Origin of the sequence: Gilliamella sp. Pra-s60, assembly GCF_009795755.1 — a bacterium.
GTDB lineage: Bacteria > Pseudomonadota > Gammaproteobacteria > Enterobacterales > Orbaceae > Gilliamella.
Window position 1 is genome coordinate 51,656 of sequence record NZ_WTFA01000008.1, and the last position, 21,446, is coordinate 73,101.

The window sequence follows — 21,446 nt, forward strand, 5'->3', positions numbered from 1 at the left end:
TTTGTTTATTTATCATATCAATAAAGATAAACAATGATTATCTATATTTTTAAGAAAATAGTTACGTTTTTATTTATTATTTGCGTGCTAGCTCAGATTAGCTTCTGTTTAGTTTATTTTACCCCTCATTCAATGTCTAACTTTCATAATCTAAATTTTATTGATGCTTATATTGTTTTTTTTAAGCAGTTGTTGCAAGGTCAATTTAGATTATTAACAGGAGAAACAGTACCGTTTTTTCATACATTATTAGCAACATTTGAATTGTGTATTCTTGCTCTATTGGTTGCTTTAGTTGTTGGGTTGCCTTTAGGTGTGTTTCTTGGCTTAAGCAATATTAATTGGTTAAATAGTACGATTCGCTTAGGGGCTTTATTGCTGTATTCTTGTCCTATCGTTATGCTTGTTATTATTGTGATGTATTGGTTATCACCAACTTGGCTTGTATCAATGAATTTTGATATGTCACCGTCGGTAACGGGAACTTCTTTATTGGATATTTTTATTTCAACAAATACATCTAAATGGCCAGCACTACTTGAACAACTACATTATTTAATTTTGCCAATTATTTTTTTAGCTATTCAGCCTAGCATTATGACTATTCAATTAATCAGTCAAAATGTAAAAAATATATCGAGACAGAATTTTATTAAAATGGCAGTTATCCGCGAACGCTCACCGTTTAAAATTTTACGTCGGCATTTATTACCTAATTCTATTCCAGTGACCATTCCACAGCTGACATATAATACTACAACGTTGTTATTCTCAACGATGGTTATTGAAATTCTATTTAATCGAGTAGGGCTTGGACAGTGGGTGATGATTGCTTATCGTGATCATAATTATTTTATTATTTCTATTGCCATTTTAGCTTGTGGCACTGTTATTAGTTTATTAACATTATTAGGCGAAATTTTGGCGATTGTGATTTATCCTTTACGCCATAAGGAACATTATGTCTAGGCGAGTAAGGTTACTTAAACGTGTAAATTCATGCTTTAATCGGTTGCATAGTAATCTTTATTTGATTGTTGGCTTTTATGGTATATTGGCGATTACATTTGTGGCATTGTCAACTAAGTGGTTCTTTCATGCTCATTTAGATCCGATTTATCCTGCTTTATTACCTCCAGCTTGGTGGCCTAATGGTGATATCAATCATATATTAGGAACAAATGATAAAGGACAAGATATTTTTGGTTTTTTACTTATAGGTTATCGTTCAACTATGTCAATGACATTAAAAACAGTATTTTATGTGGTTGTCATTGGTGGGTTAATTAATTACTTAATGTTTTTTATATCATTGATACGTCCTTTTGTATTATTTGTTTTTAAATTCTGTATGGTTGTTCCTCCGTTACTTGGTGTGATTGTTATTAGCTTATTATTTAAGGATGATATTACCAATATGTTATTGATTATTGGGCTATCATATACACCGAGATTTATTTACAATATTCATCAGAGTATTATCAATGAATGGAATAAAACTTATATTACAGCTTATAGGCTTGATGGTTTATCGTCATTTTCAATTTTAAACCATTACATTTTACCTAATATTTTACCTGTCTATTTGACCGAAATTGTTTCGTTATTTGGTTCAATTATTTTATCTATTACGACTATAACTTTTTTAGGTTTTGCTAACGATGTTTCCCGACCTGATTTAGGCATGATGATGTTTCAAATGAAAGATATTATTGCAACTAATTATTTAGCCTTTTTATCTCCTGGAATTGCGGTGTCAGCTACAATTATTTTTGTTTATTTGTTCAATTTTGGGTTGTATGGACAGCGGGCAGGAACTTAATTATGGCATTATTAGATATTCGAAATTTGACCATTGAGTTTATTACGCCAGATGGCCTTTTGCGCGCGATTGACCGTGTTAATTTGAAGTTATCTGAAGGCGAAATTCGAGGCTTGGTTGGTGAATCAGGATCAGGAAAAAGCCTTATTGCTAAGGCCATTTTAGGAGTGACTAATCATAATTGGAAAATTTCAGCTGATCGCTTTCATTTTGATAATATTGACTTATTAAAGTTAACACCTAAACAGCGTCGAAAAGTCATTAGTGATAATATTTCGATGATATTTCAAGAACCACAATCTTGCTTAGATCCTTCAATGAAAATTGGTCAACAATTGATTGAGGCGATACCAAGCCGAACTTTTAAAGGGCATTGGTGGCAAAGGTTATTTTGGCGTAAAAATCGTGCCATTGAACTGTTACATCGAGTTGGCATTAAACATCATAAGGAAATATTAAAATCTTATCCATTTGAATTGACAGAAGGTGAGTGTCAAAAAGTGATGATTGCAATTGCATTGGCTAATCAACCAAAACTACTGATAGCAGATGAGCCGACAAATGCGATGGAAGCCACAACTGAAGCGCAAATCTTTAGATTGTTGGCTAGTATGAATCAAAACATGGGTACTACTATTTTACTTATTAGCCATGATTTGCAGATGGTGACTCGATGGACAGATCGTATTAACGTACTGTATTGTGGGCAAACAGTTGAAGTTGCTGATAGTGAAGAGCTAATTAAATCACCTTATCATCCTTATACTCAAGCTTTAATTTATGCAATTCCAGATTTTGGTAAAGCGATGCCACATAAAAGTCCATTAAATACTTTACCAGGAGTGATTCCTTCTCTTGAGCGTTTACCAATTGGATGTCGATTAGGACCAAGATGTCCTTATGCGCAAAAAAAATGCATTCAAGCCCCTGAGCTAATACCGATAAAAGATCATTTCGTAGCCTGTCATTTTCCGTTAAATACTGATGAGTAACCATAAATAATAGGAATATACAATGAATCCAATATTAAAAGTGCGTAACTTATCTAAGCAATTTAAAATACCCAAAGGATTTTTTGGTCATTTACGAATTAATGCGGTTAACCCTATCTCTTTTTCATTAAATGAGGGTAAAACCCTGGCTATTATTGGGCAAAATGGTTCAGGAAAGTCGACTTTGGCAAAAATGTTAGTGGGCATGATAGAACCGAATAGTGGTGATATTTGGATTGATGGTAATAAAGTTGAGTATGGCGATTATAACCATCGTTGCCAGTTAATTCGTATGATATTTCAACATGTAGAAAGTTCGTTTGATCCTAGATTGCGTATTGGGCAATTATTAGAAATCCCATTAAAATGCCATACTCATTACAATGTTCATGAGCGTGAAAAGTTAATTAGTAGTGTATTAAAACAAGTAGGATTATTGCCAGAACATGCTTCTTATTACCCCTCTGTGATGGCTGCAGGACAAAAACAACGTGTTGCATTAGCTCGTGCATTGATTTTAAAACCCAAGGTGATAATTTTAGATGAAGCTTTAGCGGCATTAGATATTTCGATGCGTTCACAAATTGTGAATTTAATGTTGTCATTACAGGCTGAACAAAATATTTCTTATGTTTATGTTACTCAAGATATTGGCATGATGAAACATATTAGTGATGAAATTTTAGTTATGCACAATGGTGATCTTGTTGAATATGGTAATACAGCCGAAGTGTTGGCTTCGCCATTAAGTGATATTACACAAAAGTTGATAAATAGCTATTTTGGGGAGGCACTAACGGCCGATTCGTGGCGAACTGATACGCGAGCTTTTTAAGAAACTTTTTATGTCTATAATCATCAATAATATATTTAGCTATTGTTATGATTTTATGTTAAATATCATATCTATTATTATTCAATAAAAAGTCTCGACAAATCATTTAAAACAAATTATATTTAGCTGTATAGATTTCTAGACGTCTATTTTAGGTGTTTTAAAATAACTGATTGTGTTTAGGAGCTTTTGTTATGCCTATCTGTATTCCTGATTCATTACCCGCTGTTGATGTGTTGCGTAATGAAAATGTTTTTGTTATGACCTCGTCTCGGGCAAATACTCAAGAAATTCGTCCACTTAAGCTTCTTTTTCTAAACTTAATGCCTAAAAAAATAGAAACCGAAAATCAGTTTTTACGATTACTTTCTAACTCATCTTTGCAAATTAATATCCAATTATTGCGAATAGACCAACGTGAATCAAAAAATACACCAGTCGAACATTTGAATAGTTTTTATTGTGATTTTGATGATATTCGTGAACAGAATTTTGATGGATTAATAATAACTGGTGCCCCTTTAGGTAAAGTTGCATTTTCTGACGTGGTTTATTGGCCAAAATTATTTGAGATTATTTCTTGGGCTAAAGAACATGTTACATCAACAATGTTTGTTTGTTGGGCTGTTCAAGCTGCTTTGAATGTATTATATGATTTGCCTAAATTTACACGAACACATAAGTTGTCAGGCGTTTATCAACATCAAATTGTTCAGCCTAATGCGATTTTAACTCGTGGTTTTGATGATAGCTTTTTAGCTCCTCATTCACGATATGCTGATTTTCCACTTGATAAAATTAAAAATTATACGGATTTAACGATTTTAGCAAAATCTGATATCACAGGACCTTATTTAATGGCAACGGCAGATAAACGCATGGCGTTTGTGACAGGGCATCCCGAATATGATTCATTTACATTAGCGAATGAATATTTTCGTGACTTAAAAGCAGGTATTCATCCTGATCTTCCTGATAATTATTTCCCTGATAATAATCCTGATTTACAACCCAAAGCGACTTGGCGTAGCCATGCTTATCTATTATTTAGCAATTGGCTTAACTATTATGTTTATCAATTAACGCCTTTTGATTTGACCACTCGCAATTTAACCATTGATGATTAATAGCTAAGATTAGTTATAGGCTAGATACAAATATAAGAATTTAACTATTTAAATAAGTTGTGAAATATTATCTAAATATTTATTTAATTATATGATCAAACTTGTAACCAAAATGTTACTGGACCGTCATTAATCAATGATACTTGCATATCAGCCGCAAACTGACCAGTTTGCGTCATTATTTTTTGCTGACATTGTTCTACAAAAAACTGGTAAAGCCTATTTGCTTCATCAGGCTTAGCTCCTTTAGTAAAACTTGGACGCATCCCTTTTTTAGTATCTGCAGCTAGAGTAAATTGAGAAACAACTAGTATTTCTCCATTTGCTTGACTAACATTTAGGTTCATTTTTCCTTCATTATCACTGAAAATACGATAGCCTAATACTTTTTCACATAAACGAATTGCTTTTTGTTCGTCATCGTTTTGTTCAACTCCAAGTAAAACCAGTAAACCCTGATTAATTTGGCCAATAATATTATTGTCGACGGCAACACTAGCTTTTTTTACTCGTTGGATTAAGGCGATCATAAGTTAATTACTCTGGTAAAGGGGGATTATTAATAATGTGCTTTTTTTGTCGGTTATAGTCAGTTAAGGTTGCTGCAAATTCAGCTCCGAATAAAACAATGCACCAAGAAAAGTAGATCCAAACTAACATGATAGGAATGGATGATACTACTCCGTAAATAAGTTGATATGTTGGAAACGAAGTAACATATAATGCGAAAATGCGTTTACCTAATTCAAATAATATTGCAGCAACAAGGGCGCCAATCATTGATTCTTTTAATGGTACTGATTCCGTTGGGATAATGCTATAAAGTAACCAAAATCCCAATATAGAAATAAAAAATGGTAGGCTACTAAGCAAAATAGTGTTTGTTGTCGCTGCTGAAAACCATTTTAAAGAAAATATGTATGAACTTACTGCTATGCTTGTACCAACTAAAATAGGACCTAAAGTTAATATTGTCCAGTATATGGTTAGGTTGTACATAAAAGAGCGTTTTTTTTGGGTTTTCCAAATATGATTAAGTGTCGTATTAATTGAGTTAATAAGTAATAGTGAGGTAACGATTAAACCAATTACGCCAAAAAAAGTCATTTTTTTAGTGTTGGTTATAAATTGCTCTAAGTAATTTTGAATTGTATCACTGGCAGTAGGGACAAGATTGTTATAAATTAATTGTTTCAATGAATGGCTAACTTCTCCAAACATAGGAAAAGCAGACAATAGGGAAAAAATAACAGTAATAAGAGGTACTAGAGCCAGTATTGTTGTATAAGCCAGCCCAGCAGCAGAGGTTGTTAGGCGATCGTTGTTTATACGCTCCCATAACATTTTCGTAAAAATTTGTATTTGCTTAACTAATTTCATTGTTTTTTTAGTTAGAAATAACACAGTTATTAATCCCATTGTTATTTAATGAGTTTAACGCCTTACTTGCTTCTTTTTTACTTTCATATGGCCCGACAGTGACCTTATATAATTGCCCTGAAGAGATATTGCCGCTAACGCCAGTCATTGCAAGCTTAGCTTTTAGTGTGTCAGCATTAGATTTATCTTTGAATGCACCACACTGCAAGAGCCATTTATTGGTAACTGTTGAAGTTGGTTGTACAGCTGTATTTGTTATTTGATTTTGTGTTGCTGAGCTGCCTTGTGATGCTGGTATAGCAGTATAAGTACTGTTTGCAAAACTATCTAAAATTCGCTGTCTTTCATTAGCTATTGAACTTGGTGTTGCACCATTATTTGCATTTGGTGTTTCTAACTCTTTGAGATATGTCCAACGCTCTTGAGGTTGCTCTGGTAGGGTTATAGCAGGTGGTTGAGTTTTTGCTTTTGGAGTTTCAATAACTTTCTTGGGGGTGTTATTTGAAATAAAGTAGAGAATAGTTGAAAATAATATGACTATAATGATAGCCAAAAATATCATTAGATTAGGCTTATTTCGTGACTTATTTTTTTTTGATTGGCTCTTTTTTCTAACATAATCACGCTGAACCACAATAGACTCTCTTTTATTTTATTAACATTACATAAATAATTAGTATACAAATAAAAAAAGTGGTTTACACCACTTTTTATTATTTTTCTTTAACTATGATAGTTAACAGTTAATAAATAAAACTATTAACCTAACGCTTTGATTTGCTTAATTAAATTAGCTTTATGACGAGCAGCTTTATTTTTGTGGATTAATCCACGAGCCGCTTGACGGTCAACAACTGTTTGCATATCTTTGAATGCTACTTCAGCTGTTTGTTTATCACCAGCTGCAACAGCGGCGTAAACTTTTTTAATATAAGTGCGCATCATTGAGCGGTTGCTAGCATTATGTTTACGGCGTTTTTCAGATTGAATCGCACGTTTTTTAGCTGATTTGATATTAGCCAAAGTCAACTCCCAAGTTTAGATAAAAATTACATATTAATAAGGTGGCAAAATATGCCTGATTTTCTTTCTATTGTCAATGCTGTTGTATAAAAAAATATAATTGGACATTTTTTGTTGTTAATAAATGTTTACCATTTGACCAATAAATGTGTATAACCTAAAAAGAAATTTTATGTTAGAATAAAAAAAGTTTTATTTTATTTATATTTTATAGAGAGGAAGTATCATGTCTATTATTAGAATGCAAGATCTTGATCTAAAAGGAAAACGTTTATTTATTCGTTCAGATCTTAATGTGCCAGTGAAAAATGGTAAGGTGACTTCAGATGCACGTATTAAAGCATCATTACCTACTATTGAAGAGGCCATCAAGAAAGGCGCGAAAGTAATGGTTACCTCGCATATTGGTCGTCCAACAGAAGGTGAATATAATCCTGAATTTTCATTACAACCAGTTGTTGATTACTTAAAAGAACATGTATCATTCCCTGTCCGTTTAGTAAAAGATTACCTTGATGGTGTGGATGTTAAGGAAGGTGAATTAGTTGTTCTTGAAAATGTCCGCTTTAATGTTGGTGAAGGTAAAGATGATGAAGCTTTATCTAAAAAATATGCAGCACTTTGTGATATTTATGTGATGGATGCTTTTGGTACTGCTCACCGAGCTCAAGCTTCAACTCATGGTGCAGGTAAATTTGCTCCAGTTGCTTGTGCAGGTCCATTATTAGCCGCTGAGCTTGATGCGTTAGGTAAAGCTTTAGATAATCCTGCTCGCCCAATGGTTGCAATTGTTGCTGGTTCAAAAGTGTCAACTAAATTGACTGTACTTGATTCTCTATCAAAAATTGCTGATCAAATTATCGTTGGTGGTGGTATTGCAAATACCTTTATTGCCGCAGAAGGCTATAATGTGGGCAAATCACTTTATGAAGCTGATTTAATCCCTGAAGCTAAAAAACTAATGGCTAATTGTGAAATCCCAGTTCCAACTGATGTACGTGTGGCAACTGAATTTAGTGAAACAGCTGTTGCAACTGAAAAATCAGTTCAAGATGTTAAAGAAAATGAACAAATTCTTGATTTAGGCGATAAATCAGCAGAGGTCTTAGCAAATATCATTAAAAATGCTAAAACCATTTTATGGAATGGTCCTGTCGGTGTTTTTGAGTTCCCTAATTTCCGTCGTGGAACTGAAATTGTTGCTAAAGCAATTGCAGATAGCGAAGGATTTTCAATAGCTGGTGGTGGTGATACTTTAGCTGCAATTGATTTATTTGGTATTGAAGATAAAATTTCTTATATTTCAACTGGTGGTGGTGCTTTCCTTGAATTTGTTGAAGGTAAAAAACTACCAGCTGTAGCGATGCTAGAAGCTAGAGCAAAAGCATAATATTTAGTTCAATAGAAAGGATGGGAAAGTACTCATCCTTTACTTTTTATATAGATAACTTATAGGTAACAAGATGGCTACAAAGATTTCAGATGTTGTTAAACCTGGTGTTGTGACTGGTGATGATGTTCAAAAAGTATTTCAAATCGCTCGCGAAAATAACTTTGCAATACCTGCGGTTAACTGTGTTGATACGAATACAATTAATGCTGTTATTGAAACAGCTGCAAAAGTAGGTTCTCCTGTTATTGTCCAATTTTCTAATGGTGGCGCTCAATTTATTGCTGGTAAAGGCTTAAAATTAGAAGGACAAGAATGTGCTATTTTAGGTGCAATTTCTGGTGCAAAACATGTTCATCTTATGGCTGAGAAATATGGAGTTCCAGTTATTGTTCATACTGACCATTGTGCTAAAAAATTACTTCCATGGATTGATGGATTACTTGATGCTGGTGAAACTCATTTTGCAAAAACAGGTAAACCTTTATTCTCATCTCATATGATCGACCTTTCTGAAGAAACACTGAAAGATAATATTGATATCTGTTGTCAATATCTTGCTCGTATGTCGGCAATGAAAATGACATTAGAGCTAGAGTTAGGTTGTACTGGTGGTGAAGAAGATGGTGTTGATAACAGCCATATGGACAGCTCAGCACTTTATACTCAACCTGAAGATGTGGCATATGCTTATGAACGTTTAAGCGCTATTAGCCCACGTTTTACTATCGCTGCTTCATTTGGTAACGTACATGGTGTTTATAAACCAGGTAACGTTAAGTTAACACCGAAAATTTTAGATAACTCACAAAAATATGTATCTGAAAAATTTAATTTACCTGCTAAATCATTGAATTTTGTATTCCATGGTGGTTCAGGTTCAACACCAGAAGAAATTGCTGAAGCAGTAAGTTATGGTGTAATCAAAATGAATATTGACACAGATACTCAATGGGCTAACTGGTCAGGTATTTTAGAATACTACAAAGCAAATGAAGCATATCTACAAGGTCAATTAGGTAACCCTGAAGGTACGGATGCGCCAAATAAAAAATACTATGATCCTCGAGTATGGTTACGTAAAGGACAAGATTCTTTAATTGAGCGTTTAGAGCTAGCATTTAAAGAACTTAATGCAGTGAATGTTCTTTAATTTGTTTTAGTTATTTAAACTAAAAGCAGAGTTGTTGCTCTGCTTTTGATTTATCCTGTTTTAAATAAATCTTGCATTTTTAATTGGATTATAGGATAATTCTGCCCTCATTTAACTTAGGGGAGCTGTCTATTTATTAATATCTATTATTAATAGAGGCGTTCGCACCCGAGCAAAGGAAACTAAAATGGCAAAAAAAGTACAAGCTTACATCAAGTTGCAAGTAGCGGCTGGTGCAGCAAATCCTAGTCCACCAGTTGGTCCAGCACTTGGTCAACACGGTGTTAATATCATGGAATTCTGTAAAGCGTTCAATGCTAAAACAGAAAGCATGGAAAAAGGTTTACCGATTCCTGTAGTAATTACAGTGTATTCTGATCGTTCATTCACTTTTGTAACTAAGACGCCTCCGGCTGCTGTTTTATTAAAGAAAGCTGCTAAAATTAAGTCTGGTTCAGGTGAACCTAATAAGAAAAAAGTAGGTAAAGTAACGAGTGCTCAAATTCGCGAAATCGCTGAATTAAAAGCTGCAGATATGAATGGTGCTACTATTGAAACGATGATGCGTTCTATCGAAGGAACTGCTCGTTCAATGGGCTTGGAAGTGGAGGGTTAATTCATGGCTAAACTATCTAAAAAAGCTAAACTTATCCGCGAAAAAGTAAATGCAACTAAACAATATGATATCAACGAAGCGATCGCTTTATTAAAAGAATTAGCTACAGCTAAATTCACTGAAAGCGTCGATGTTGCTGTTAATTTAGGTATCGATTCACGTAAATCAGACCAAAATGTTCGTGGTGCAATTGTACTTCCACATGGTACTGGTCGTAGCGTTCGCGTAGCTGTATTTACTCAAGGTGCAAATGCAGAAGCAGCTAAAGAAGCTGGTGCTGAATTAGTGGGTATGGATGATCTTGCTGATCAAATCAAAAAAGGCGAAATGGATTTTGATGTTGTTATCGCATCACCTGACGCTATGCGTGTTGTTGGTCAATTAGGTCAAATTTTAGGACCTCGTGGTTTAATGCCAAATCCTAAAGTTGGTACTGTAACTCCTAATGTTGCTGAAGCTGTAAAAAATGCTAAAGCTGGTCAAATTCGTTATCGTAATGATAAAAATGGTATTATCCATACTACTATCGGTAAAGCTGATTTTGATGCAGATAAGCTTAAAGAGAATTTAGAAGCATTACTAGTTGCATTGAAACGTGCAAAACCAGCATCTGCAAAAGGTGTATTTATTAAGAAAGTTAGTCTTTCTACTACAATGGGCGCTGGTGTTGCAATTGATCAAGCAACATTAAATGCAACAGTTTAATTATTTTTATAATTAAATAAAGAAATCGGTTGGTGTCTGGCCTTAACCAGACCCCGTCCAAGACCGTAGGTGTGGTTGAAGTTTGACCACTTAATTTTCCTACGTAGACGGTGACAGAGCCTGATAAGATATAATAGAAGGTTTCTGCTCATCGTGGTTGTGCTAGTTACATTTGTAGCTAGTTGAAATAAGTCTAGACTTTGGTCTAGTATAATCCAGGAGCAATACCAATGGCACTAAATCTTCAAAATAAACAAGAAATTGTTGCTGAAGTTAACGAAATCGCCAAAGGTGCGCTATCTGCAGTTGTTGCGGATTCTCGTGGCGTTACTGTAGAAAAAATGACTGCATTACGTAAATCTGCTCGTGAAGCCGGTGTTTATATGCGTGTTGTTCGTAATACGCTATTACGCCGTGTTGTTGAGGGTACTCAATACGAGTGTTTAAAAGATACGTTTGTTGGTCCAACTCTAATTGCATTTTCAAATGAGCACCCTGGTGCTGCAGCGCGTATTTTTAAAGCGTTTGCTAAAGAAAATGATAAATTTGAGATTAAAGCCGCAGCCTTTGAAGGTGAGTTAATTACTGCAGCGAACATTGATCGCTTAGCAACATTACCTACATATGAAGAAGCATTAGCTCGCTTGATGTCAACCATGAAAGAAGCCGCAGCTGGCAAATTGGTTCGTACTCTTGCAGCGGTTCGCGATCAAAAAGAAGCTGCTTAATTGGCAGTTTGATTGTGAATTTTATTAATTAGAAAATGTAAATTTGGGAAACTATATTATGTCTATCACTAAAGAACAAATTTTAGATGCAGTTGCTGAAATGTCTGTTATGGACGTTGTTGAACTTGTATCAATGATGGAAGAAAAATTCGGTGTTTCTGCAGCAGCAGCTGTTGCAGTTGCTGCAGCAGGTCCAGCTGAAGCAGCAGAAGAAAAATCTGAATTTGATGTAATCTTAAAAGATGTTGGTGCTAATAAAGTAGCTGTTATCAAAGCAGTTCGTGGCGCAACAGGTCTTGGTCTTAAAGAAGCGAAAGATCTTGTTGAATCAGCTCCAGCGACAGTTAAAGAAGGCGTTAGTAAAGCTGATGCTGAAGAACTTAAAAAAGCGCTTGAAGAATCAGGTGCGGTTGTTGAACTTAAATAAGTTTATCGACAACACAGCAAATGGCTGGGGGTTTTATACCTCCAGCCTTTTTGCGCTATAATAAGTTAAAGAATTTTATTTGAAGATTATCAATAAAAAGTAATAAAGAAATAGTATATTTATTAAGCCTAATCAATTGATATTTATAGATATTTTCGATGAGGTGTCAGGTGTTATCAGTTATCGATAGTATCCCTGATGAATATTAATCATGCTAAAATAGCAGATAAGCAAGTTGAGGAACTAATGGTTTACTCTTATACCGAGAAAAAACGAATTCGTAAGAATTTTGGTAAACGTCCACAAGTTTTGGATATACCGTATCTTCTTTCTATTCAACTTGATTCGTTCCAGAAATTTATTGAGCAAGATCCAGAAGGTCAATATGGTTTAGAAGCCGCTTTTCGTTCAATATTTCCAATAAAAAGTTATAGTGGTAACGCTGAGTTACAATACGTGAGCTTTAAAATGGGCGAACCTGTGTTTGATGTTAAAGAATGTCAAATTAGAGGGATCACTTACTCAGCACCATTGCGCGTAAAATTACGTTTAGTTATTTATGATAAAGATGCACCAGAAGGAACAGTAAAAGATATTAAAGAACAAGACGTCTATATGGGCGAAATTCCTTTAATGACAGATAATGGTACATTCGTAATTAATGGTACTGAGCGCGTTATTGTTTCACAGTTACATCGTAGCCCTGGTGTGTTCTTTGATAGTGATAAAGGTAAAACGCACTCTTCTGGGAAAGTTTTATATAATGCTCGGATTATTCCTTATCGTGGCTCTTGGCTTGATTTTGAATTTGATCCTAAAGATAATCTTTTTGCTCGAATTGACCGCCGTCGTAAGCTTCCTGCAACAATTATTTTACGTGCTCTAGGTTATGAAACTGAAGAGATTTTAGATATTTTCTTTGAAAAAACTAATTTCGAAATTGGCAAATCTAAATTAAAAATGGATCTTGTCCCTGAGCGTTTACGTGGTGATACAGCATTATTTGATATTGAATCAAAAGGTAAAATATATGCTGAAAAAGGCCGTCGTATTACAGCTCGTCATATTCGTGAATTAGAAAAAGATAAAGTTAGTAAAATTGATGTACCTGTTGAATATATTGTTAACAAAGTTCTTGCTAAAAATTATATTAACGAAGAAACAGGTGAAGTGATTGCTTTTGCCAATACACCAATCTCATTAGAACTATTGGTTGAATTATCTAACGCTGGATATAAAAAAATAGAGACATTATTCACTAATGATTTAGATCATGGTGCATTTATTTCTGAAACATTGAATGTGGATTCAACGCGAGATCGATTAGGTGCATTGGTTGAAATTTATCGAATGATGCGTCCTGGTGAGCCACCAACAAAAGAAGCGGCTGAAGCATTATTTGATAACTTATTCTTCTCTGATGAACGTTATGATTTATCGGCAGTTGGTCGAATGAAGTTTAATCGTTCTTTAGGTCGTGATGATATTGAAGGCGAAAGCGTCTTAACTAAAGATGATATCGTTGACGTAATGAAGAAATTAATTGCTATTCGTAATGGTCACGGTGAAGTCGACGATATTGATCACTTAGGTAATCGTCGTATCCGTAGCGTTGGTGAAATGGCAGAGAACCAATTCCGTATTGGTTTAGTTCGTGTTGAACGTGCAGTGAAAGAGCGTTTATCTTTAGGTGACCTTGATTCACTCATGCCACAAGACATGATTAATGCGAAACCAATTTCGGCTGCGATTCGTGAATTCTTTGGTTCAAGCCAGTTATCGCAATTTATGGATCAAAACAATCCATTATCTGAAATTACGCATAAACGTCGTATTTCTGCATTAGGTCCGGGTGGTTTAACACGTGAACGAGCTGGATTTGAAGTTCGTGACGTACATCCAACTCATTATGGACGTGTTTGTCCAATTGAAACACCGGAAGGTCCGAACATCGGTTTGATAAACTCACTAGCGGTTTATGCTCGTACTAATGAGTATGGATTTTTAGAAACGCCATATCGTCGAGTTATTGATGGTGTTGTTACTGATGAAATTAATTATTTATCAGCTATTGATGAAAGTGAATTTGTCATTGCACAGGCTAACTCAAATCTTGATGAGAATGGTCGTTTTAAAGAAGATTTAGTAACTTGTCGGTTAAGTGGTGAGTCTGGCTTATATAGTCCTGAACAAATCCATTATATGGACGTATCAACGCAACAAATTGTATCTGTTGGTGCTTCATTAATTCCATTCTTAGAGCACGATGATGCGAACCGTGCCTTAATGGGTGCGAACATGCAACGTCAAGCAGTGCCAACGCTAAAAGCCGAAAAACCATTTGTTGGTACAGGTATGGAGCGAGCGGTAGCGGTTGACTCAGGTGTTACTGCAGTTGCGCGTCGTGGAGGTACAGTACAATATGTTGATGCATCACGTATTGTGGTTAATGTTAATGCTGATGAAATATATGCAGGCGAAACTGGGATAGATATTTATAATCTAACTAAATATACCCGTTCTAACCAAAATACATGTATCAATCAAATTCCGTGTGTGGAATTAGGCGAAAAAGTTGAGCGTGGTGATGTGCTTGCTGATGGTCCATCAACCGATTTAGGTGAATTAGCATTAGGTCAAAATATGCGCGTGGCATTTATGCCATGGAATGGTTATAACTTTGAGGATTCTATTTTAGTTTCTGAAAAAGTGGTACAAGATGACCGTTTCACTTCGATTCATATTCAAGAGCTATCTTGTATTTCTCGAGATACTAAATTAGGTGCAGAAGAAATTACTGCGGATATTCCAAATGTGGGCGAAGCAGCACTTTCTAAGCTTGATGAATCAGGTATTGTTTATATTGGTGCTGAAGTTCAAGGCGGTGATATTTTAGTTGGTAAAGTAACACCTAAAGGTGAAACTCAACTAACACCAGAAGAAAAATTACTTCGTGCTATTTTTGGTGAAAAAGCATCTGATGTTAAAGATACTTCATTGCGTGTACCAAATGGTGTTTCGGGTACAGTTATTGATGTCCAAGTCTTTACTCGAGATGGTGTACAAAAAGATAAACGTGCACTAGAAATCGAAGAGATGCAGCTTAAACAAGCGCGAAAAGACTTAACAGAAGAACTAAAAATCTTAGAAGCAGCTTTATTTGCTCGTATCCGTGATGTATTAATTTCAGGCGGAATTAAAGCAGATAAATTAGATGCATTACCTCGTGAAAAATGGTTAACAATCGGTATTGCAAACGAAGACAAACAAGCTCAACTAGAGCAACTTGCTGAGCAATACGACGAAATTAAAGCCGAGTTTAACAAAAAACTAGAAGCTAAGCGCATGAAGATCACTCAAGGTGATGATTTACAACCTGGTGTGCTCAAAATTGTGAAAGTTTATTTAGCTGTTAAACGTCAAATTCAGCCTGGTGATAAAATGGCTGGTCGCCATGGTAACAAAGGGGTTATTTCTAAGATTAATCCAATTGAAGATATGCCATATGATGACAAAGGTCGCCCAGTTGATATCGTATTAAATCCGCTAGGTGTTCCTTCTCGTATGAATATTGGACAGATCCTAGAAACTCACTTAGGTATGGCAGCAAAAGGAATCGGTCAAAAGATCGATACGATGCTAAAAGAACAGCAAGAGCTAGCAAAATTACGTGAATTCATTCAAAAAGCGTATGATCTTGGTTTAGGGGCTGCTCAAAAAGTGAATGTGGCTGAATTTACAGATCAAGAAGTCATGAATTTAGCTCAAAACTTGCGTAATGGTATGCCACTTGCTACTCCAGTATTTGATGGCGCTAAAGAGCAAGAAATTAAATCACTACTTGAACTTGGTGATCTACCAACGTCTGGGCAAATTACCCTATATGACGGTCGTACAGGTGAACAATTTGAACGTCCAGTTACAGTAGGTTACATGTACATGCTTAAATTGAATCACTTAGTTGACGATAAAATGCATGCTCGTTCTACTGGTTCATATAGTTTGGTGACTCAACAACCATTGGGTGGTAAAGCTCAATTTGGTGGTCAACGTTTCGGTGAAATGGAAGTGTGGGCACTTGAAGCATATGGTGCTGCTTATACCTTACAAGAAATGTTAACGGTTAAATCAGATGATGTGAATGGCCGTACTAAAATGTATAAAAATATTGTAGATGGTGATCATCGTATGGAACCTGCGATTCCGGAATCCTTTAATGTATTGTTAAAAGAAATTCGTTCGCTAGGTATCAATATTGAGTTAGATGAAGAGTAATTTCTGCTAACTTAAATGATTTCTATTTATAGGGATAACTTATTAGCAATAATAAGTTATCTAATTGGTTTAACTCCATAGGAGTCAATTGTGAAAGACTTACTAAAGTTTCTAAAAGCACAAACAAAAACAGAAGATTTTGATGCCATCAAGATAGGTCTTGCCTCTCCTGATATGATTCGCTCATGGTCTTTTGGTGAAGTTAAAAAACCTGAAACAATCAACTACCGTACTTTCAAACCAGAACGAGATGGATTGTTTTGTGCGCGTATTTTTGGACCCGTAAAAGATTACGAATGTTTATGTGGAAAATATAAACGTTTAAAACACCGTGGTGTGATCTGTGAAAAATGTGGTGTTGAAGTAACTCAAGCTAAAGTCCGTCGAGAACGTATGGGACACATTGAACTTGCGTCACCAACAGCACATATCTGGTTTTTAAAATCATTACCGTCTCGTATTGGTTTATTACTTGATATGCCTCTTCGTGATATTGAACGAGTCCTTTATTTTGAATCATTTATGGTTCTTGATGGAGGCATGACAAATCTTGAACGAGGTCAGATCTTAACTGAAGAGCAATATTTAGACGCACTAGAAGAGTTTGGTGACGAATTTGATGCTCGCATGGGCGCAGAAGCTATTCAAGAGTTATTGCGAAATATTGATGTTCAAGCGGAATGTGAAGCCTTACGTGATGAATTATCAACGACTAATTCAGAAACTAAACGCAAAAAGTTAACTAAACGTATCAAAATTATTGAAGCATTTATTCAGTCTGAAAATAAACCTGAGTGGATGATTCTAAATGTATTACCGGTTCTGCCACCAGATTTACGTCCATTAGTTCCACTTGATGGCGGGCGTTTTGCAACATCAGATCTTAATGACCTTTATCGTCGAGTGATTAACCGTAATAACCGTTTAAAACGTTTATTAGACTTAGCTGCACCAGATATCATTGTACGTAATGAAAAACGAATGTTACAAGAATCTGTTGATGCATTACTAGATAATGGTCGTCGTGGACGAGCTATTACTGGTTCAAACAAACGTCCATTAAAATCACTTGCCGATATGATCAAAGGTAAGCAAGGTCGTTTCCGTCAAAACCTATTAGGTAAACGTGTTGATTATTCTGGCCGTTCAGTTATTACTGTAGGTCCATACTTGCACTTGCATCAGTGTGGTTTACCTAAAAAAATGGCATTAGAATTATTCAAACCATTTATTTATGGCAAATTAGAGCGCCGAGGCTTCGCTACTACAATTAAAGCAGCGAAAAAAATGGTTGAGCGTGAGGACGCAGTTGTTTGGGATATCTTAGATGAAGTTATTCGTGAACACCCAGTATTACTAAACCGTGCACCAACATTACATAGATTAGGTATTCAAGCATTTGAACCGATTCTAATTGAAGGTAAAGCAATTCAATTGCACCCATTAGTTTGTGCGGCCTTTAACGCCGACTTCGATGGTGACCAAATGGCGGTTCACGTTCCATTAACGTTAGAAGCTCAACTAGAAGCACGTGCGTTAATGATGTCGACTAATAACATCCTTTCACCTGCGAGTGGTGAGCCTATTATTGTTCCTTCACAGGACGTAGTTTTAGGTCTTTACTATATGACTCGTGATAAAGTCAATGCAAAAGGTGAAGGCATGGTATTAACAGGCCCTAAAGAAGCAGAAAAACTGTATCGTTTAGGCCTAGTTGAACTACACGCTAAGGTTAAAGTTCGTATTACTGAAAGCCATCATAATAATGTGGGTGAGTGGGAAGAAACCACTTCAGTTATTGATACAACAATTGGACGCGCAATTTTATGGTTAATCATGCCTAAAGGTATGAGTTTTTCTGTTATCAATCAACCGCTTGGTAAAAAAGCGATCTCTAAGATTTTAAATATCTGCTATCGCCAATTAGGTATGAAAGAAACGGTAATTTTAGCCGACCAAATTATGTATACTGGATTTGCATACGCTGCTCGTTCAGGTGTGTCAGTTGGTATTGATGATATGGAAATCCCTGCGAAGAAAATACAAATCATCAATGAAGCTGAAATTGAAGTTGCTGAAATTCAAGAGCAATTCCAATCAGGTCTGGTAACCGCTGGTGAACGTTATAATAAAGTTATCGATATCTGGGCAGCAGCTAATGAACGTGTTGCTAAAGCGATGATGGATAACTTATCAACAGAAAAAGTGATTAATCGTGACGGTGAAGAAGAAGTACAATCTTCTTTCAACAGTATTTATATGATGGCTGACTCAGGTGCTCGTGGTTCGGCAGCTCAGATTCGTCAGTTAGCTGGTATGCGTGGTTTGATGGCAAAACCTGATGGCTCGATTATCGAAACACCAATTACAGCAAACTTCCGTGAAGGACTAAACGTACTACAGTACTTTATCTCTACCCATGGTGCACGTAAAGGTCTTGCTGATACAGCATTAAAAACAGCAAACTCTGGTTACTTAACCCGTCGTTTAGTTGATGTTGCGCAAGATTTAGTGGTTATTGAAGATGATTGTGGCACCTTAGAAGGTGTTGTAATGACACCTGTTATTGAAGGTGGTGATGTTAAAGAACCACTACGTGAACGCGTTTTAGGTCGAGTAACTGCTGAAGATGTATTAAAACCAGGTAGTGCGGATATCTTAATTCCACGTAATACACTACTTGATGAACACTACTGTGACTTACTTGAAGCGGAATCAGTCGATAGTGTCAAAGTTCGTTCGGTTGTATCATGTGATACTGACTTTGGTGTTTGTGCGAAATGTTACGGTCGTGATCTTGCACGTGGTCACTTGGTTAATAAAGGTGAAGCAATCGGTGTTATCGCCGCTCAATCAATTGGTGAGCCAGGTACACAGTTAACCATGCGTACGTTCCATATCGGTGGTGCGGCATCTCGAGCAGCGGCTGAATCAAGTGTTCAAGTTAAAAACAAAGGTAGCATTAAATTAAGTAATGCTAAATTTGTGACTAACCCAGATAAAAAATTGGTTATCACCTCTCGTAATGCTGAGTTAACGATTATCGATGAGCTTGGTCGAATGAAAGAAACTTATAAAGTTCCTTATGGTTCGATTTTAAGTAAAGGTGATGGCGTAACTGTTGACGCTGGTGAAACAATTGCTAACTGGGATCCGCATACTATGCCAGTTATCTCAGAAGCAAAAGGTTTTGTCCGTTTTGTTGATATGATCGATGGTCAAACTATTACACGTCAAACTGATGAATTAACTGGTTTATCATCTATCGTGATTTTAGATGTGGCTGAGCGCACAGGTGTAGGTAAAGATTTACGTCCTGCAATCAAACTTGTTGATGCTAAAGGGAACGATATTTTCCTTACGGGTACAGAAATGCTTGCACAATATTTCTTACCAGGTAAAGCATTAGTACAGTTAGAAGATGGTGCTGAGATTAATATCGGTGACACACTTGCTCGTATTCCACAAGCATCTGTTGGTACTAAAGATATTACTGGTGGTTTACCGCGTGTTGCTGACTTATTTGAAGCACGTAAACCGAAAGAATCAGCTATCTTGGCTGAAATTGACGGTATTATTTCATTTGGTAAAGAGACCAAAGGAAAACGTCGCTTAATTATTACTCCATTAGATGGCAGTGAACCATATGAAGAGATGATTCCAAAATGGCGTCAACTTAACGTATTTGAAGGTGAACAAGTTGGACGTGGTGATGTAATTTCTGATGGACCTGAATCAGCACATGACATTTTACGTTTACGTGGAGTCAATGCAGTAACACGTTACATTGTTAACGAAGTTCAAGAAGTTTATCGTCTACAAGGTGTAAAAATCAATGATAAACACATTGAAGTTATCGTTCGTCAAATGTTACGTAAAGCAACGGTTATTCATCCGGGTGGTTCTCGTCTACTTGAAGGTGAGCAACTTGAAGTTTCACGCTTGAAGATTATCAACCGTGAACTTGAAGCACAAGGTAAAGAGCCAATTGTTTATTTGCATGACTTACTAGGTATTACTAAAGCTTCGTTAACAACTGAATCGTTTATTTCTGCGGCTTCGTTCCAAGAAACAACTCGCGTCTTAACCGAAGCAGCGGTAGCAGGCAAAAATGACGAATTACGTGGCTTAAAAGAAAACGTGATTGTTGGTCGATTAATTCCGGCGGGTACGGGTTATGCTTATCATAAAGAGCGTTTACGTAAACGTGCGATGCCATCAACAGATGATATCCAACCAACGATTTCAGCAGAAGAAGCAACCGCTAACTTAGCTGAGTTACTTAACTCTGCTGAAGAAAATCAATAACCTCTGAGGTTTAATTAACAAATAGCACGCATGGCGTGCTATTTTTTTATATGATGCTTAATAAACATAAAAGGAGTTTTATATGTATATTGTCATGAATCGTTTTAAAGTAAAACGAGGTAGCGAAGATACTTTTATTGAAATATGGCGTAATCGTGATAGCCATTTAAAAGAAATGAAAGGATTTAGTCGTTTTTATTTTTTGCAAGGTAAAACAGAAGAAAATTACACCTTATTTTCTTCATTTGCCGAATGGGAATCTAAGGCTGATTTTGAAGCTTGGGTAAATTCAGATAACTTCAAACATACTCATCGTAATACTAAGAATCGACCGAATAACAGCGATATCTATTTTGAGCCAGCACAGCTAGAGTGTTTTGACGTTATACTATAATAAATAAGGTATTGAACTTGATCGAAAAGCAAAAAAGCTAATTTATCTATTTATCATTTACTTAGTCATTCCAACGACGTTTTGTGAGCAATAATAAATTGATTTGGACACGAATATAGTAATAACAAAAGAGTCTAAAATCTAATAGTAAGATTTGAGTTTTATATAGAAATAATTGATTTTATTTAAAATAAACACGAGAAAAACTTTAATAAAATCAATACCTTTCCTGACTGATTTCTAGTTAATAAAATATAGTCAAGCACAAGTG

18 protein-coding genes are annotated in these 21,446 nt (G+C 35.6%); 14 read left to right on the plus strand and 4 right to left on the minus strand.

Annotated elements, in window-relative coordinates:
• Nucleotides 1-33: 33 nt before the first annotated feature.
• The 5 genes from GQ596_RS07065 (at nucleotide 34) to metA (ending at nucleotide 4,776) form a co-directional block, all read left to right on the plus strand.
• Nucleotides 34-969: an ABC transporter permease subunit gene (locus tag GQ596_RS07065; protein ID WP_160400983.1), complete on the plus strand. Its 936-nt coding sequence runs from the start codon at nucleotides 34-36 to the stop codon at nucleotides 967-969.
• A complete protein-coding gene (locus GQ596_RS07070; protein WP_160400984.1) occupies nucleotides 962-1,822 on the plus strand; it encodes an ABC transporter permease subunit in 861 nt (286 codons plus the stop codon). The genes GQ596_RS07065 and GQ596_RS07070 overlap by 8 nt, the downstream gene beginning before the upstream one ends.
• Nucleotides 1,823-1,824: 2 nt before the next feature.
• Nucleotides 1,825-2,814, plus strand: a complete 990-nt coding sequence (locus tag GQ596_RS07075; RefSeq protein WP_160400985.1) for an oligopeptide/dipeptide ABC transporter ATP-binding protein — start codon at nucleotides 1,825-1,827, stop codon at nucleotides 2,812-2,814.
• Between the two features lie 22 nt (nucleotides 2,815-2,836).
• Nucleotides 2,837-3,649 carry an ATP-binding cassette domain-containing protein gene (locus GQ596_RS07080; protein ID WP_160400986.1) on the plus strand — a complete coding sequence of 271 codons (813 nt, stop codon included), beginning with the start codon at nucleotides 2,837-2,839 and terminating at the stop codon, nucleotides 3,647-3,649.
• Nucleotides 3,650-3,843: 194 nt separating this feature from the next.
• On the plus strand, nucleotides 3,844-4,776 hold the full coding sequence (gene metA, locus GQ596_RS07085; protein ID WP_160400987.1) for a homoserine O-succinyltransferase: 933 nt from the start codon (nucleotides 3,844-3,846) through the stop codon (nucleotides 4,774-4,776).
• Between the two features lie 95 nt (nucleotides 4,777-4,871).
• Here the strand turns inward: metA and dtd are convergent, their stop codons facing one another.
• The 4 genes from dtd to rpsT form a co-directional block, all read right to left on the minus strand.
• The gene (gene dtd, locus GQ596_RS07090) at nucleotides 4,872-5,306 is read right to left on the minus strand and encodes a D-aminoacyl-tRNA deacylase (RefSeq protein WP_160400988.1); all 435 of its coding nucleotides are present in this window, start codon (nucleotides 5,304-5,306) and stop codon (nucleotides 4,872-4,874) included.
• A 7-nt stretch (nucleotides 5,307-5,313) separates the two neighbouring features.
• Nucleotides 5,314-6,180, minus strand: coding sequence for a virulence factor BrkB family protein (locus GQ596_RS07095; protein WP_337189506.1), 867 nt, complete (start codon nucleotides 6,178-6,180; stop codon nucleotides 5,314-5,316).
• Nucleotides 6,164-6,709 carry an SPOR domain-containing protein gene (locus tag GQ596_RS07100; protein WP_160400989.1) on the minus strand — a complete coding sequence of 182 codons (546 nt, stop codon included), beginning with the start codon at nucleotides 6,707-6,709 and terminating at the stop codon, nucleotides 6,164-6,166. Before GQ596_RS07100 ends, GQ596_RS07095 begins: the two co-directional genes overlap by 17 nt.
• Nucleotides 6,710-6,915: 206 nt before the next feature.
• The gene (gene rpsT, locus GQ596_RS07105) at nucleotides 6,916-7,179 is read right to left on the minus strand and encodes a 30S ribosomal protein S20 (RefSeq protein ID WP_160400990.1); all 264 of its coding nucleotides are present in this window, start codon (nucleotides 7,177-7,179) and stop codon (nucleotides 6,916-6,918) included.
• 226 nt (nucleotides 7,180-7,405) lie between these two features.
• Between rpsT and pgk the strand changes: the two genes are divergently transcribed.
• From pgk to GQ596_RS07150, 9 genes are all read left to right on the plus strand, one after another.
• Nucleotides 7,406-8,569: a phosphoglycerate kinase gene (gene pgk / locus GQ596_RS07110; protein WP_160400991.1), complete on the plus strand. Its 1,164-nt coding sequence runs from the start codon at nucleotides 7,406-7,408 to the stop codon at nucleotides 8,567-8,569.
• Between the two features lie 73 nt (nucleotides 8,570-8,642).
• The gene (gene fbaA / locus GQ596_RS07115) at nucleotides 8,643-9,722 is read left to right on the plus strand and encodes a class II fructose-bisphosphate aldolase (protein WP_160400992.1); all 1,080 of its coding nucleotides are present in this window, start codon (nucleotides 8,643-8,645) and stop codon (nucleotides 9,720-9,722) included.
• Nucleotides 9,723-9,909: 187 nt separating this feature from the next.
• Entirely contained in the window at nucleotides 9,910-10,338 is a 429-nt protein-coding gene (gene rplK, locus GQ596_RS07120) for a 50S ribosomal protein L11 (RefSeq protein ID WP_034884321.1), read from the plus strand.
• 3 nt (nucleotides 10,339-10,341) lie between these two features.
• A complete protein-coding gene (gene rplA, locus GQ596_RS07125) occupies nucleotides 10,342-11,043 on the plus strand; it encodes a 50S ribosomal protein L1 (RefSeq protein WP_160400993.1) in 702 nt (233 codons plus the stop codon).
• A gap of 230 nt (nucleotides 11,044-11,273) precedes the next feature.
• Nucleotides 11,274-11,771 (plus strand): 50S ribosomal protein L10, encoded by a 498-nt coding sequence (gene rplJ / locus GQ596_RS07130; RefSeq protein WP_025316516.1) that lies wholly within the window; start codon nucleotides 11,274-11,276, stop codon nucleotides 11,769-11,771.
• Nucleotides 11,772-11,829: 58 nt separating this feature from the next.
• Nucleotides 11,830-12,198: a 50S ribosomal protein L7/L12 gene (gene rplL, locus GQ596_RS07135; protein ID WP_065635704.1), complete on the plus strand. Its 369-nt coding sequence runs from the start codon at nucleotides 11,830-11,832 to the stop codon at nucleotides 12,196-12,198.
• A 246-nt stretch (nucleotides 12,199-12,444) separates the two neighbouring features.
• On the plus strand, nucleotides 12,445-16,473 hold the full coding sequence (gene rpoB, locus GQ596_RS07140) for a DNA-directed RNA polymerase subunit beta (RefSeq protein WP_160401022.1): 4,029 nt from the start codon (nucleotides 12,445-12,447) through the stop codon (nucleotides 16,471-16,473).
• A gap of 90 nt (nucleotides 16,474-16,563) precedes the next feature.
• Nucleotides 16,564-20,781 carry a DNA-directed RNA polymerase subunit beta' gene (gene rpoC, locus GQ596_RS07145; protein WP_160400994.1) on the plus strand — a complete coding sequence of 1,406 codons (4,218 nt, stop codon included), beginning with the start codon at nucleotides 16,564-16,566 and terminating at the stop codon, nucleotides 20,779-20,781.
• 82 nt (nucleotides 20,782-20,863) lie between these two features.
• A complete protein-coding gene (locus GQ596_RS07150) occupies nucleotides 20,864-21,175 on the plus strand; it encodes an antibiotic biosynthesis monooxygenase (protein WP_160400995.1) in 312 nt (103 codons plus the stop codon).
• The last annotated feature ends 271 nt before the right edge of the window (nucleotides 21,176-21,446 follow it).

Excerpts from the sequence above, each read along its gene's own strand:
- rplJ (WP_025316516.1), top strand. The coding sequence starts at position 11,274 with ATGGCACTAAATCTTCAAAATAAACAAGAAATTGTTGCTGAAGTTAAC.
- GQ596_RS07065 (WP_160400983.1), top strand. The coding sequence starts at position 34 with ATGATTATCTATATTTTTAAGAAAATAGTTACGTTTTTATTTATTATT.
- GQ596_RS07075 (WP_160400985.1), top strand. The coding sequence starts at position 1,825 with ATGGCATTATTAGATATTCGAAATTTGACCATTGAGTTTATTACGCCA.
- GQ596_RS07150 (WP_160400995.1), top strand. The coding sequence starts at position 20,864 with ATGTATATTGTCATGAATCGTTTTAAAGTAAAACGAGGTAGCGAAGAT.
- rplK (WP_034884321.1), top strand. The coding sequence starts at position 9,910 with ATGGCAAAAAAAGTACAAGCTTACATCAAGTTGCAAGTAGCGGCTGGT.
- rpoB (WP_160401022.1), top strand. The coding sequence starts at position 12,445 with ATGGTTTACTCTTATACCGAGAAAAAACGAATTCGTAAGAATTTTGGT.
- rplA (WP_160400993.1), top strand. The coding sequence starts at position 10,342 with ATGGCTAAACTATCTAAAAAAGCTAAACTTATCCGCGAAAAAGTAAAT.
- dtd (WP_160400988.1), bottom strand. The coding sequence starts at position 5,306 with ATGATCGCCTTAATCCAACGAGTAAAAAAAGCTAGTGTTGCCGTCGAC.
- pgk (WP_160400991.1), top strand. The coding sequence starts at position 7,406 with ATGTCTATTATTAGAATGCAAGATCTTGATCTAAAAGGAAAACGTTTA.
- GQ596_RS07080 (WP_160400986.1), top strand. The coding sequence starts at position 2,837 with ATGAATCCAATATTAAAAGTGCGTAACTTATCTAAGCAATTTAAAATA.
- rplL (WP_065635704.1), top strand. The coding sequence starts at position 11,830 with ATGTCTATCACTAAAGAACAAATTTTAGATGCAGTTGCTGAAATGTCT.
- metA (WP_160400987.1), top strand. The coding sequence starts at position 3,844 with ATGCCTATCTGTATTCCTGATTCATTACCCGCTGTTGATGTGTTGCGT.
- GQ596_RS07070 (WP_160400984.1), top strand. The coding sequence starts at position 962 with ATGTCTAGGCGAGTAAGGTTACTTAAACGTGTAAATTCATGCTTTAAT.
- fbaA (WP_160400992.1), top strand. The coding sequence starts at position 8,643 with ATGGCTACAAAGATTTCAGATGTTGTTAAACCTGGTGTTGTGACTGGT.